The 13,327-nt window shown below is 70.7% G+C and carries 11 protein-coding genes and 2 tRNA genes; 7 read left to right on the forward strand and 6 right to left on the reverse strand.

What is annotated here, in order from left to right; genetic code table 11:
- Positions 1-37 precede the first annotated feature (37 nt).
- The 3 genes from LV78_RS04435 to LV78_RS04445 all read right to left on the reverse strand — a co-directional run bounded on the left by LV78_RS04435 (position 38) and on the right by LV78_RS04445 (position 3,339).
- On the reverse strand, positions 38-1,240 hold the full coding sequence (locus LV78_RS04435; protein WP_253843439.1) for a GNAT family N-acetyltransferase: 1,203 nt from the start codon (positions 1,238-1,240) through the stop codon (positions 38-40).
- A gap of 214 nt (positions 1,241-1,454) precedes the next feature.
- The gene (locus LV78_RS04440; RefSeq protein WP_253843440.1) at positions 1,455-2,726 is read right to left on the reverse strand and encodes a hypothetical protein; all 1,272 of its coding nucleotides are present in this window, start codon (positions 2,724-2,726) and stop codon (positions 1,455-1,457) included.
- A 539-nt stretch (positions 2,727-3,265) separates the two neighbouring features.
- Positions 3,266-3,339: transfer RNA gene (locus LV78_RS04445), tRNA-Gly, on the reverse strand.
- Positions 3,340-3,400: 61 nt separating this feature from the next.
- Between LV78_RS04445 and LV78_RS04450 the strand changes: the two genes are divergently transcribed.
- Positions 3,401-3,474 (forward strand) — tRNA-Pro (locus LV78_RS04450).
- A 67-nt stretch (positions 3,475-3,541) separates the two neighbouring features.
- On the opposite strand, the gene LV78_RS04455 is transcribed toward LV78_RS04450, so the two are convergent.
- Positions 3,542-4,450 (reverse strand): LysR family transcriptional regulator, encoded by a 909-nt coding sequence (locus tag LV78_RS04455; RefSeq protein WP_096491828.1) that lies wholly within the window; start codon positions 4,448-4,450, stop codon positions 3,542-3,544.
- A gap of 1,099 nt (positions 4,451-5,549) precedes the next feature.
- Here LV78_RS04455 and tig point away from each other — a divergent pair.
- The 4 genes from tig (at position 5,550) to LV78_RS04475 (ending at position 9,764) form a co-directional block, all read left to right on the forward strand.
- On the forward strand, positions 5,550-6,896 hold the full coding sequence (gene tig / locus LV78_RS04460) for a trigger factor (protein ID WP_253843441.1): 1,347 nt from the start codon (positions 5,550-5,552) through the stop codon (positions 6,894-6,896).
- Between the two features lie 159 nt (positions 6,897-7,055).
- Entirely contained in the window at positions 7,056-7,685 is a 630-nt protein-coding gene (locus tag LV78_RS04465; RefSeq protein ID WP_253843442.1) for an ATP-dependent Clp protease proteolytic subunit, read from the forward strand.
- A 204-nt stretch (positions 7,686-7,889) separates the two neighbouring features.
- Positions 7,890-9,170 carry an ATP-dependent Clp protease ATP-binding subunit ClpX gene (gene clpX / locus LV78_RS04470; RefSeq protein WP_015799999.1) on the forward strand — a complete coding sequence of 427 codons (1,281 nt, stop codon included), beginning with the start codon at positions 7,890-7,892 and terminating at the stop codon, positions 9,168-9,170.
- Between the two features lie 3 nt (positions 9,171-9,173).
- A complete protein-coding gene (locus tag LV78_RS04475; RefSeq protein WP_253843443.1) occupies positions 9,174-9,764 on the forward strand; it encodes an RBBP9/YdeN family alpha/beta hydrolase in 591 nt (196 codons plus the stop codon).
- Positions 9,765-9,830: 66 nt separating this feature from the next.
- Here LV78_RS04475 and LV78_RS04480 read toward each other — a convergent pair whose 3' ends face one another.
- Both LV78_RS04480 and fdhD read right to left on the reverse strand, forming a co-directional pair.
- Positions 9,831-10,739 (reverse strand): alpha/beta hydrolase, encoded by a 909-nt coding sequence (locus tag LV78_RS04480; RefSeq protein WP_253843444.1) that lies wholly within the window; start codon positions 10,737-10,739, stop codon positions 9,831-9,833.
- A 194-nt stretch (positions 10,740-10,933) separates the two neighbouring features.
- A complete protein-coding gene (fdhD, locus tag LV78_RS04485; protein ID WP_253843445.1) occupies positions 10,934-11,758 on the reverse strand; it encodes a formate dehydrogenase accessory sulfurtransferase FdhD in 825 nt (274 codons plus the stop codon).
- A gap of 66 nt (positions 11,759-11,824) precedes the next feature.
- Between fdhD and LV78_RS04490 the strand changes: the two genes are divergently transcribed.
- The gene (locus LV78_RS04490; RefSeq protein ID WP_253843446.1) at positions 11,825-13,171 is read left to right on the forward strand and encodes an OFA family MFS transporter; all 1,347 of its coding nucleotides are present in this window, start codon (positions 11,825-11,827) and stop codon (positions 13,169-13,171) included.
- A complete protein-coding gene (locus LV78_RS04495; protein ID WP_253843795.1) occupies positions 13,168-13,320 on the forward strand; it encodes an MFS transporter small subunit in 153 nt (50 codons plus the stop codon). The genes LV78_RS04490 and LV78_RS04495 overlap by 4 nt, the downstream gene beginning before the upstream one ends.
- Positions 13,321-13,327 lie beyond the last annotated feature (7 nt).

Consider the following 13,327-nt stretch of genomic DNA (forward strand, 5'->3'; position numbering starts at 1 on the left):
CCGAGGCGGGAAACCGCCCGTTCGGGTCGAATCCGGCTCAGAACACCTCCGCGCAGTGCGGCTCCTGCTCGCCCAGGAACGCCTGCGTCAACCGGGAGAGCGCCCCCGGCGCCACCTCCCGCACCTCCTGCGCCGCGCCCAGGGTGCTCAGCCTCACCCCGCCCAGGAACGCCGCGCCCAGCGCGCGGGCGCTCGCCACCACCTCCGCGTCCGCCTCGGTCCGCACCACCGACGCCACCCCGTCCCGCACCGAGAACCGCCACCGCCCCGCGTTCCACGGGCAGAACGCGTCCACGACCTCCAGCACGACGTCCACGTCCACCGCGTACCGCCGCAGCGGCAGCGCCCGCTCCACGTCCACCAGCCGCACCCACAGCGAGTCCACCAGCCGCCGCGACGCCGCCCTCGGGTCGGCCAGCAACCGGGTCACCGGCTCGCCGGACCCCGCGTACTGCTCGACCGAGCCGACCATGTCCAGGTCCAGCAGGTACCGGTACAGCGCCGCGTACGCCTCGTCCGTGCGCGCCACCAGCTCCCGCACGTGCGCCTCGTGCCGGGGCCCGGAGTGCCCCCAGTCGTGCTTGACCCGGTACACCGCGTACCCGTCCGGGTGAACCGCGTACCGGTAGGCGCTGAGCCCGTCCCGATCGCCCGGCTCGTCGGCGAAGTGGATCTGCCAGTTCGCCGCGCTCCTGGACAGCCACCCGGTCCGCAGCGGGGTCAGCTCCTGCCGCAGCTCCACCATGAACGGCATCGCCTCCGCGCGCGATAGCTCCGCCACCCGCGTGCCGCCGACGTCCACGTGCGGCGCGAACGCGGCCCCGCGCGGGAGCGACAGCGCCTGGAAGTCGGCCGCGTGCCCGTACCCGAACCGCCCGTAGATCCCCGCCTCGGACGCCCACAGCGCCGCGATCGCCTCGCGCCCGCCCTCGCGCAGCCCGTGCAGCTGGACCCGCATCAGCTCGGTGAGCACCCCGCGCCTGCGGTGCCCCGGCTTGACCGCCACGCCGGTCACCGCCGCCACCGGGTGCTGGCCCGCGCCGGGCAGGGTGAGCCGCCGGGAGCAGATCGCCGCCCCGCCGATCAGCTCGTCGCCGTCCAGCACGGCCGTGCTGCGGGGCGCCTCGAACAGCGGCAGCCACCGCTCGGGCTCGGTGGTGTCCTGGAGGAAGGCGGCGTCGGACAGCCGCTGGAAGTCGCCCAGCTCGGTGATCGAGAAGCTCCTGGTGGTGAACGCCATGCCGCGTTCTTACGCCCGCACGGGGGAGAGCGCGAAGCGATTTCCCCCCGACCGGCGGCGCCTGCCCGCGCGCGCACCCCCCGGTGTGCACACTGGCCCGATGACGCGCGCGAAGCTGCTGGTGCTGCTCAGGTGCCTGTCCACCACCCTGATCGGGTTCCTGGTCGTGGTGCTGGCCGTCCACCTCGGCCCCCGCCTGCTCGGCTAGCCGCGCTCACCCCGGCGCGAGCGTCGACGTCGACACGATGATCTGCTCGGCCACGAACCGCGCCAGCGGCACCTCCGGCGCCAGGTGCGCGTCGTCGGCGAACGGCGTGAACCGGCCCTTGATGCCCTCGCGCCCGTGCACCAGCGCGTTGCGGGTCTTGAGGATGCGGCGGCTGAGCGCGCTGAACACCAGCGCCGAGTCCCGCCCGCGCAGGTCCACCTTGTCGCCCTCGGCGAACCGGACCGCCCGCGTCGCGTAGTGCTCGACCAGGCCCCGGTCGTACGTGGTGAGGTCCTGCGCGAGCACGGCCAGGTCCACGTGCCGCTGGAGCACCAGCCGCAGCGCGACCTGCTCGTTGACCACGATCTCGTCGCCCTCCACCCGCGCGGCTCGCCCGACCTTGCGGATCAGCTCCCGCAGGTCCTTCTTGCGGCGGTAGGAGAACGCGGGCGCGGTGAGCGACTGCTGCACCTGGTTGATCAGGTCGTCCTGGTACGCGGTCTCGAAGAAGTGCTCGGCGACGTGGTAGTAGGACAGGAACTCCAGCACCGGGCTGTCCGCCGAGACCCCCAGCTGGTAGTGGTGCACCAGGTCGCCGACGTACGCGCGGCGCGGCACGTCCACGTCGCCCGCGCGGGCCCTGCGCACCCGCGAGATCACCGAGGGGCGGACCACGTCGTCGAAGTCGCGCGCGGGCACCAGCGCCACGTCCAGGTTGTAGGCGAGGTGGAACAGCACGGCCTGCGCCGAGGCGGCCCAGGACGCGGCCGTGCGCGGGCGCTCCGAGGTGATCCGCAGGGTGAGCAGGCTGGTGGCCTCGCGCAGCAGGTCGAACACCGTCCAGTCGCGCTCCTGCCGGTCCTCCACCAACCGCTTGGGGTCGAAGGGCCCGAACACGATCCGGTCGGCGGGCACGCCGCGCTCCTTGAGCCCGTCCCGCATCCGCAGCAGGTAGCCCACGCTCGGCGGGCCGACCTCGTAGCGCACGCCCTGCTGGTCGTCGGCCAGCACCAGGCCCTCGCCCAGGAGCCTGCGCAGGTTCCCGCTGGGCCTGCTGAACTGCACCAGCACCTCGAAGGACTTGTCGGAGGCGACGGCGGTCCCGTCGAGCGGCCGGTGCGCCTCCACGGAGGCCGCCACCGAGGCCAGCTCCGAGGTCGCGGTGGAGATCGAGTGGAAGTCCCCGATGCGGTACGTGTAGGCCTCACCCGACCGCGTGACCTTCAACCGAAGGATCTGCGCGATGGCGTCGGCAAGGGAATCGACGTCGAGTTCCACGGCCCGCCTTCCGTCCTCTGCTGTCCCCCATTCGTGGTTAATCCGAATGGGAGAAGCAATTTTGCTAGTAGTCGAGCGCTCTTCCGGGCCGGACAATGCTAACCGCTGCGCCATTGTTCTCCGGGCACCCGTGGAATGCCGTGTCGCCCGCGCGCGGCCCGCGACCAGCGCGGTTGCCCGCCCCCGTTCCGGCGCGCCCCGGAGGGAAAAGCGCGCGGCCGAATTCCCGGTTCCGCATTCGGCGCGGGGGAGGGGTGCGCGAGTTCGCGGTTCGGGGCAGTTCTCCGAACGCCGACGGGCGGAGTCCGCGCGCCCGATCGGACCGCCGGGTCCCCACGCCGCGCCCCGACACCCGTGCGGCCGTTCGTGGACCGCGCCGCCCCGACCGGACGAGCGCCACCCCGCGCCCGCCGCCCGCGACACCCCGAGCGCGGCGGGCGGGCCGAGGGGGCGCGGGCGGTGCGCGAGCACCTGCCCCGGAAACGCCGAAGACCGTCCACGTGGGACGGTCTCCAGGTCTGCCACCAGCGATGATGTTGTGGAGCGGGTGACGGGAATCGAACCCGCATGACCAGCTTGGAAGGCTGGGGCTCTACCATTGAGCTACACCCGCGCAGCGCCCACCGGGTGGGTGCTGAAAACAGCTTAGCGCGTCGCGCTAAGCTCCTGGTGACCGGGGCGTGGCGCAGTTTGGTAGCGCACCCGCTTTGGGAGCGGGGGGTCGCAGGTTCAAATCCTGTCGCCCCGACGGTCTCGGCCCCCTCTGCGCAGCACGAGGGGGCCGCTCCGCATCACGGCCCTGCACGTCGGCGCCCCTAGGCGGGCGTCGCGGCCACCTGCTCGCTCACCACCTGCGCCGCCGCCGAGACCAGCGCGGTCACCGACGGGTTCGCCGAGTTGTCCTGGCGCCAGGCGAACTGGGTGAACACCCGGAACGGCGGGGTCCAGCCGATCCGGCTGAGCCTGCCGTCCGCCAGCTCCGCCGCCACCGTGACCTCCGGCACCAGCGAGATGCCCAGCCCCGAGGCGACCGCCCGCTTGGCCGCGTCGACCGAGTCCAGCGCCAGCACCGGCGACCGAGACTCGGCCTCGTGCAGGCCCAGCGCCCGCTCGAACTGCTCGTGGTAGCTCGCCCCGTTCTCGGCCCTGACCAGGGTGCTGCCCCGCAGGTCGGCCTCGGTCACGGCGCCCGTCCTCGCCAGCGCGTGGCCGGGGCCCGCGACCATCACCAGCGGTTCGGGGCACAGCACCGTCGTCTCCAGCCCGTCCCGCTGCTCGACCGGGCCGATGAAGAACGCGCAGTCGAGCCTGCCCTCGCGCACGGCGGCCAGGTTCGACCGGGTTGTTCGCGAGTGCAGCGAGATCTGGACGCTCGGGTAGCGCCAGCACATGTACTCGATCAGGGGTAAGAGCCGGTAGTCGGTGAGGCTCTGGGCGCTGCCGATCACGAGGTGCCCGTGCGGCTCCCCGTTCATGGTGATGGCCTTGCGGGCCTTGTCGGTGAGCGTGATGATGTTGCGCGCGAACGGCAGCAGCTCGACCCCGGCGGAGGTCATCTGGATGCCGCGCGGCAACCTGCGGAACAGGGCGACGCCGAGGGTCTCCTCCAGCGCCTTGATCCTGGTGGTGATCGTGGGCTGCGAGCAGTTCAGCGTGGCGGCGGCCTTCGTGAAGCTGCCGGTCTGCACCACTGTGGTGAACGCCAGAAGCTGACGGGTCTCCATGGAACTCCCCAAGGTCCGTGAGTGGATCACGGCGAGAGGCGGTTCGCCGTGGGTTCCGCGCGTGGCGGTGGTCGGCCGGTCCCGGCTGGTGGCCGGGCTCCTGCTCAACATCGCCTCGCGGCCGGGCCCTGGGGTTCCGGGTGGCGCGCAAGCCCGTGGTGCGGTTGCCCGAGCGGCGGACGGGCGGTCGCCCGCGTGTTCGGGGGAATCGGCGGAATGGTCTTCATCGGGGTCATCGGCACCTTTTCTGGTAGGTGGTAAAGAGCGCGATGACATGTCTCGCTCGTTCCGTGCCCGGTCGCCCGTCGCGTTCACTCGTTCGACGGTGGGGCGTCCGGATGACTTAATCTTCTTTCCTGGCCGCCTTCTTGCGGCCTGCGGCGCAACGGTACCGGAATCCCACACTAATGGACTACGGCGAGTGGAGTCATCTCCGGGCGTGAAAGTTTTCTGCGTACCGGTGCTCCAAATGGCCTCACTTCACCTGGAAAGGGTAGCGTTCCGCCCCGTTCGTCGCTGTGGGTAATAGTGCGCTGCGGCGCCAGTGTTACCCCACTTGAGCCCGCCGCTGTCCGGTTACGTTCGGTTTCACGCTCCCGGTGCACGGCGGGGGCCTGCGAACGGAGCAACGGGTGCTGGTCCAGGTGTCCGCTCCGGGGTGCTGGTACGCGGATGTTCCCCGCAACGGCGGAATGGGTGACCGCAAGGGCGGTAAAGGCTGCCCAAACCGGCGCGCCCGCCCGGTCGCACTCGTTGTCCGCACGACTGCCCGCGCGATCGGGCGTGCCGCGACCGCCCGGTTCGTCCGCTTCCGCGACGGCCGGGAAAACCCGGCCCGAGGTGATTCGACGGCGCCCGGCGCGCCGAAAACTATTTCGTGCGGGGAGTCATGTCGGAAAACCGCGCGCGCCTGCCGGGGCCTCGACTCGCTCACGCGCGCGGCGCGGGCCGCCCGCACCGACGCGCGAACCACCCGGTCGCGGGGTGCCACCCCGGCCGGGGGCGGCCTCGCCTAGACTCAGGCGAATCCCGTTTCGCCCCTGGGTGTCGCCCTGGGCGTCGCGGGATGTTCCGCACGTCCCGTTACGAGGAGACCACGTTGAAGAGCACCGTCGAGCACCTGAGCCCGACGCGGGTCCGGATCAACGTCGAGGTGCCGTTCGACGAGCTCAAGTCGGACTTCGACCGCGCGTACCGCAAGCTGGCCAAGCAGGTCCGCATCCCCGGCTTCCGCCCCGGCAAGGCCCCCGCCCGCGTCCTGGAGAGCCGCATCGGTCGCGCTCCCGTCCTGGACGAGGTCGTGCAGGAGGCCATCCCGGCGAAGTACCTGGAGGCCGTGAACTCCGGTGAGCTGCGCACCCTGGGCCGCCCCGACTTCGAGGTGACCAAGATCGAGGACGGTGGGACCATCGAGTTCACCGCCGAGGTCGACGTCCGCCCCGAGATCACCGTGCCCGCCTTCGGCGAGCTGTCGGTGAGCGTCGGCGAGCAGGAGGTCACCGACGAGGACGTGACCACCCAGCTCGACGAGCTGCGCGCGCGCTTCGGCACCCTCGCCGGTGTGAAGCGCCCCGCCCAGCAGGGTGACTTCGTCGTGGTCGACCTGTCCGCCACCGTCGACGGTGAAGAGGTCGAGGAGGCCAAGACCTCCGGCCTGTCCTACGAGATCGGCTCCGGCCAGCTCGTCGAGGGCATCGACGAGGCCCTGGTCGGCGCCTCCGAGGGCGAGACCAAGAACTTCACCACCAAGCTGGTCGCGGGCGACCACGCGGGCCGCGACGCCGACGTCGTCGTCGTGCTGAGCAGCGTGAAGGAGCGCCAGCTCCCCGAGCTGGACGACGAGTTCGCGCAGCTGGCCAGCGAGTTCGACACGCTCGACGAGCTCAAGGACGACCTGCGCACCCGCCTCGGCCGGGTGAAGAAGATGCAGCAGGGCGTCGAGGCCCGCGACAAGGTCCTGGAGGCGCTGCTCGCCAGCGTCGAGGTGCCGCTGCCCGAGGCCGTCGTGCAGAGCGAGATCGAGGTCCGCGAGCACGACGCGGTCCACTCGTTCGACCACGACCAGGAGCGCTTCGACGCCTGGCTGGCCGAGCAGGGCCAGACCAAGGAGGAGTTCGACGCCGAGGTCCGCACCGCGTCCGAGCAGGCGGTCAAGACCCAGCTCGTGCTGGACGCCATCGCCGACGCCGAGCAGCTCACTGTCTCCGACGCCGAGCTGACCGAGCGGATCATCTACCAGGCGCAGCGCTTCGGCATCAGCCCCGACGAGTACGTCAAGCGGGCGCAGCAGTCCGGCCAGCTCGGCGCGATCTTCGCGGACGTGCGGCGCGGCAAGGCCCTGGCCACCGTGGTGCGCCAGGCGACCGTGACCGACGAGTCCGGCGAGAAGCTCGACCTGGACGAGCTGTTCGGCGAGGCCAAGCAGGACGACTCCACCGAGGAGTGAAGCCCTGAGCGAACGCGGGCGGTGTCGGGAAGGCGACGCCGCCCGCCTTCGTTAAGGTCGAGGTGAAGGGGTTCGCACGGCGCAGCGGGCGCACCGCAGGCCTGAACCAGGCGGGCGGGCCCCACTGAAGACCGGCGAGCACAGGACCAGGAGATTCCAGTGAGCCAGTTCCACGCGCCGCAGTCCCGGTACGTGCTTCCCTCGTTCGTCGAGCGCACGAGCTACGGCGTCAAGGAGTCCAACCCGTACAACAAGCTGTTCGAGGAGCGCATCATCTTCCTCGGCGTGCAGGTGGACGACGCCTCGGCGAACGACGTGATGGCCCAGCTGCTCGTGCTGGAGTCCGAGGACCCGGACCGGGACATCCTGATGTACATCAACTCGCCGGGTGGCTCGTTCACCTCGCTGATGGCCATCTACGACACCATGCAGTTCGTCCGCCCGGACATCCAGACCTACTGCCTGGGCCAGGCGTCCTCCGCGGCGGCCGTGCTGCTGGCGGCGGGCACGCCGGGCAAGCGCCACGCGCTGCCGAACGCGCGGGTGCTGATCCACCAGCCCGCCACCGAGGGCGTGTACGGCCAGGTGTCCGACCTGGAGATCCAGTCGAACGAGATCCAGCGCGTGCGCAGGCTCCTCGAGACGACCCTGGCGCACCACACCAACCGCTCCCCGGAGCAGGTGCGCGCCGACATCGAGCGCGACAAGATCCTGACGGCCGAGGAGGCCAAGGAGTACGGGATCGTCGACACCGTTCTGCCTTACCGGAAGCTCTCGGCCCGGTCCTGACGGCGGGCCCCCGACACGCCGTGCCCGACGGGTTGCCGCCGGGTTCGCCGGGTCGGGGGCACGCTGGTGCTCCCACCCACGAGGGTGGGCCAGGTACCTTCGAGGGGAACACGGCGGTTTCCCGCTCTTTCCGCGGGTTCCCGCCTCATCAGCAGTCAGGCGCGCCGACCCCCGGTGCGCCGGAGGGGACAGAGGTCAGCGGTCATGGCGCGTATCGGTGACGGCGGCGACCTGCTGAAGTGCTCTTTCTGCGGCAAGAGCCAGAAGCAGGTGAAAAAACTCATCGCCGGTCCCGGCGTCTACATCTGCGATGAGTGCATCGACCTCTGCAACGAGATCATCGAGGAAGAACTCGCGGAGGCGGGCGACGTCAAGCTCGACGAGCTGCCCAAGCCCGCCGAGATCCACGACTTCCTCGACCAGTACGTGATCGGCCAGAGCGAGGCCAAGCGGACCCTCTCGGTGGCGGTCTACAACCACTACAAGCGCATCCAGGCGGGTGACCGGGGGCGTGAGGGGCGGGACGACGGGGTCGAGCTGGCCAAGTCGAACATCCTCATGCTCGGCCCCACCGGCTGCGGCAAGACCTACCTCGCGCAGACGCTCGCGAAGATGCTGAACGTCCCGTTCGCCATCGCCGACGCGACCGCGCTGACCGAGGCGGGCTACGTCGGCGAGGACGTCGAGAACATCCTGCTCAAGCTCATCCAGGCGGCGGACTACGACGTCAAGCGGGCCGAGACCGGGATCATCTACATCGACGAGGTCGACAAGATCGCCCGCAAGAGCGAGAACCCGTCGATCACCCGCGACGTCTCCGGCGAGGGCGTGCAGCAGGCCCTGCTGAAGATACTGGAGGGGACCACGGCGTCGGTGCCCCCGCAGGGCGGTCGCAAGCACCCGCACCAGGAGTTCATCCAGATCGACACGACGAACGTGCTGTTCATCGTGGCGGGCGCCTTCGCGGGCCTGGAGAAGATCATCCAGGACCGGATCGGCAAGCGCGGGCTCGGCTTCGGCGCCGAGGTCCGCACCAAGGCCGAGGTCGACGCGGCGGACTACTTCGCCGAGTCGATGCCGGAGGACCTGATCAAGTTCGGGCTGATCCCGGAGTTCATCGGCCGCCTGCCGATGGTCGCCAGCGTGACCAACCTGGACCAGCCGTCCCTGGTGCGCATCCTCACCGAGCCGAAGAACGCCCTGGTCAAGCAGTACCAGAAGCTGTTCGAGATGGACGGCGTCGAGCTGGAGTTCACCAAGTCCGCGCTGGAGGCGGTCGCCGACCAGGCGATCCTGCGCGGCACGGGGGCTCGCGGCCTGCGGGCGATCATGGAGGAGGTGCTGCTGCCGGTGATGTACGACATCCCGAGCCGCACCGACGTCGCCAAGGTCGTCATCACCGAGCAGACGGTGAAGGAGAACGTGAACCCGACCATCGTGTCCCGGCAGCCCAGCCGCCGGGAGCGCCGCGAGAAGTCGGCCTGACCGGTGTCCCCGCCCCACGTCCTGCTGCTGCACGGCCTCGGAGGTTCCGGGCCCGAGCACTGGCAGACGTGGCTGGCGGGGGAACTGGCGGCGCACGGTGCCCAGGTGGACGTCCCGTCGTTCACCGATCCCGACGCGCCGGAGCTGGAGGTGTGGCTGGGTGAGCTCCGCGCTCACCTGGCCGCGGCTCCCACCGGCGTGGAGCGGGTCGTCGCCGCGCACTCCCTGGCGTGCCTGCTGTGGCTGCACCACGCCGCCACCCTGACCGACCCGGCGCTGCGCGTGGACCGCGTGCTGCTGGTCGGCCCGCCAAGCCCGCGCTACGCGGGTGAGATCGCGATCCCCGCGCGGTTCCTGGACTGCCCGCTGGAGCCGGACGCCCCGCGCGCCGCCTCGGCCGACACCAGGCTCGTGGTCGGCGAGGGCGACCCGTTCTGCAGCCTGGAGCAGGCCAAGGAGTTGGCGGGCGCGCTGAGGCTCGAACTGGACGTCATCGTCGGCGGCGCGCACCTCAACACGGACGCGGGCTACGGCCCGTGGGGCGCGGCGCTGAAGTGGGTCCGCAGCAACCGCACCCCCCTCACGCCGCGCTGATCACCCCTGCGCCGACCGCCGCGCGGGCGGCCCTCGTGCCGACCTTCCGCGCGCCGCGCCACCCGGTCACGTCGCGCTGAGCTGCTTGCCCAGGAAGCGGACCACGTCCGGGGTGATGGTCTTGTAGAACTCGTCGTTGTGCCCACCGGACGTCACCGAGCCGACCTCGGGCCTCACCGTCTGGATGAACTTCTTGGTGCCCTCGATGAACGGGTCCCGGTCGCCGACCCACACCCCGACCGGCAGGTTCTTCAGCTTGTCCGGGTGCCGCAGCGGGTCCAGCGACTCCCACTGGCCGACGTTCTGGAACGCCTTGCGCTTGGACATCTCCGTCCAGGAGGTCAGCAGCCCCGGCGAGATCGCGGCGACCGCCTTGATCCGCTCCTTGCGCTCGATCTTGCGCCGCGCGTACAGCAGCGCCCCGAACCCGCCCATCGACACGCCCGCGCAGGCGACCGGCCGGGAGAACCCGCGGTCGGCCAGCCACCGGGGCACCTCCTCCAGCAGCATCCCCATCGGGTCGTCGCCCGCCACGTTCTCGTGCCAGTAGTTGTTGTCCCCGTCCACCGAGACGAACCCGAACGGGGGAACCGCGCCCTTGGCCACGGCCGACACCAGCACGTCGGGCAGGTTGCCCACGAGCGCGTCCTGCGCCTTGCCGTAGAGGCCGTGCAGCAGCAGCACCATGGGCAGCTTCAGCGTCTCCACACCGGGGGGCGCGACCGTCAGGAACGTGACCTCCTTGCCGCGCTGGGCGGAGTACAGCCGTTCCGACTGGACGAGCAACCGCCGCACGGCGGGCTTGAAGCCGTTCGAGCCGCCCTTGGGGGTGCTCATGGCGCCCCCGGCCGCGGCCTGGTTCGCGCGCGGCGGCAGTGGCTCCTCGCCGCCCAGCGCGGCGGACACCCCCGCAGCGCCCGCCCCCAGTGCCCCGAGCGCGCCGAGCGCGCCCAGAACCGCGCGCCTGCTGACCATGCACCCTCCCACACCGGCCCTCGCGCGCTCACCGCTCGCGAGGGCGACCGTCTTCTCCCACCGGACGCGGGACCGGGGTCGAGCCCCAGCCCTTGGTGACAGGACGGCGTCGGCACGTCACCCGCAGTGCTGGAATTCGTCGCACAGCGGAGCGGCCACCGCCCGTCTGGCGGTGGCCGTCCGTGGTGGACGAGTCAAGCGGTCACCCGCTCGTGTCCGGTGTACACGTTCATCGAGTCTCCGCGCAGGAATCCGACGAGGGTCACGCCCTGCTCCTCGGCCAGGTCCGCCGCGAGCGACGAGGGCGCCGACACCGCTGCCAGCACCGGAACGCCCGCCATCGCGGCTTTCTGCACCAGCTCGAACGAAGCCCGCCCGGAGACCATGAGAACCGTACCGGTCAGGGGAATCCGGTTGTTCAGCACCGCCCACCCGAGGACCTTGTCCACGGCGTTGTGCCTGCCGACGTCCTCCCGCACGACCAGCGCCTGCCCGTCCGCCGTGAACAGCCCGGCGGCGTGCAGCCCCCCGGTCGAGGCGAACACCTTCTGGCGTTCCCGCAGGTCGTCGGGAAGCGCGGTGAGCACATCCACGTCTACCGTGGTCGAATCCCCAGCGGGGGAGAAGCGGGTCTTGAGCTTGACCGCGTCCAGCGCGGCCTTTCCGCAGACCCCGCACGAGGAGGTGGTGTAGAAGTTGCGCTCGACCCCGACCTCCGGCGGCGCCACGCCCTCCGCGAGCGCCAGGTCCAGGACGTTGTAGGTGTTCTCCCCGTCCGGGCCGGTGCCCTCGCAGAAGCGCGCGATCGCGACGTCGGACAGGTGGCCGATGACGCCCTCGCTGAGCAGGAACCCGTGCGCGAGCTCCACGTCCTTGCCCGGAGTGCGCATGGTGACGGCGAGTGCTTTGCCGTTCACCCTCAGCTCCAACGGCTCCTCGGCCGCCAGCGAATCGACCTTCCGACGTTCTGCCCGGCGCGAATAGGTCACCACTGGGCGACGAACTGTGACACGGCCCACCTGGAACTCCTTTCGCAGGCTAAGTTTCCCGTGGTTCGACACACAAGGTTACGGAGGTGATGAACAGTGGGGTTCCTCGACCGTTCGCGGACAGTGGCTTCACCTGATTGGAACAGGTGGTTGGTGCCACCGGCCGCACTGTCAGTGCACCTGTCCATCGGACAGGCGTACGCGTGGAGCGTATTCAAACCCCCGCTGGAGAAGGCGCTGGACCTCAACGGCACGCAGAGCGCGCTGCCGTTCCAGCTGGCCATCGTGATGCTCGGCCTGTCCGCGGCGTTCGGCGGCACGTTCGTCGAGCGCAACGGCCCGCGCTGGGCGATGTTCGTCTCGGCGACCTGCTTCTCGACGGGCTTCCTGATCGCGGCGCTCGGCGCGTGGACCGAGCAGTACTGGCTGGTCGTCCTCGGCTACGGCTTCGTCGGCGGCATCGGCCTGGGCATCGGCTACATCTCGCCGGTCTCCACGCTGATGAAGTGGTTCCCGGACCGCCCCGGCATGGCCACCGGTATCGCGATCATGGGCTTCGGCGGCGGAGCGTTGATCGCCTCGCCGTGGTCCGCCCAGATGCTGAGCTCGTTCGGCAGCACCCCGCACGGGATCGCCACGGCGTTCCTGGTGCACGGCCTGGTCTACGCGGTGTTCATGTCCCTCGGCGTGCTGCTGATCAGGGTGCCCAAGGCCCTGCCCGCGGCGGCCACCTCGGGCGTGTCCGCCGGGTCCGGCCAGGGCGGCGTGTCCGCCCCGCCGGTCAACGTCTCGGCCCGCAACGCGCTGCGCACCCCGCAGTTCTGGTGCCTGTGGGTCGTGCTGTGCTTCAACGTGACGGCGGGCATCGGCATCCTGGAGAAGGCCTCGCCGATGATCCGGGACTTCTTCGCCGACACCGCGACCCCGGTCGCGGCCAGCGCCGCCGCCGGTTTCGTGGCGCTGCTGTCGCTGATGAACATGGCGGGCCGGATCGTGTGGTCCTCGGTGTCCGACATCGTGGGCCGCAAGAACATCTACCGGCTGTACCTGGGCGCGGGCGCGCTCGTGTACCTGGTGCTGGCGCTGTTCGGCGGCTCGTCCAAGCTGCTGTTCGTGCTCTGCGCGATGCTGATCCTGTCCTTCTACGGCGCGGGCTTCGCCACGATCCCGGCCTACCTGAAGGACCTGTTCGGCACCTACCAGGTGGGCGCGATCCACGGCCGCCTGCTGACCGCGTGGTCCACGGCGGGCGTGCTCGGGCCGCTGATCATCAACGCGATCGCCGACAGCCAGAAGGCGGCGGGCAAGGTCGGTCCCGACCTGTACTCGACGTCGCTGTTCATCATGATCGGGCTGCTGGTCATCGGGTTCGTCGCCAACGAGCTGGTCAAGCCGGTCGCGGCCAAGTACCACGAGCCGGTGCTGCAGGAGGTGAAGTCGTGAGCGAGACGACGGGAGAGCGGACCGAGGTCGGGCAGACCGGGAACAAGCGGACCGCGCTGGTGGTCGTGTCCTGGCTGTGGGTCGGCGTGCCGCTGGCCTACGGGCTGTTCGAGCTCATCCGCAAGGTGACCGCATTGTTCACCGGATAGGAGGACC

The organism is Actinosynnema pretiosum, from assembly GCF_024171695.1.
GTDB lineage: Bacteria > Actinomycetota > Actinomycetes > Mycobacteriales > Pseudonocardiaceae > Actinosynnema > Actinosynnema pretiosum.

Coding starts and splice junctions, on each gene's coding strand:
- LV78_RS04435 (WP_253843439.1), bottom strand. CDS start 1,240: ATGGCGTTCACCACCAGGAGCTTCTCGATCACCGAGCTGGGCGACTTC.
- LV78_RS04455 (WP_096491828.1), bottom strand. CDS start 4,450: ATGGAGACCCGTCAGCTTCTGGCGTTCACCACAGTGGTGCAGACCGGC.
- clpX (WP_015799999.1), top strand. CDS start 7,890: ATGGCGCGTATCGGTGACGGCGGCGACCTGCTGAAGTGCTCTTTCTGC.
- LV78_RS04480 (WP_253843444.1), bottom strand. CDS start 10,739: ATGGTCAGCAGGCGCGCGGTTCTGGGCGCGCTCGGCGCGCTCGGGGCA.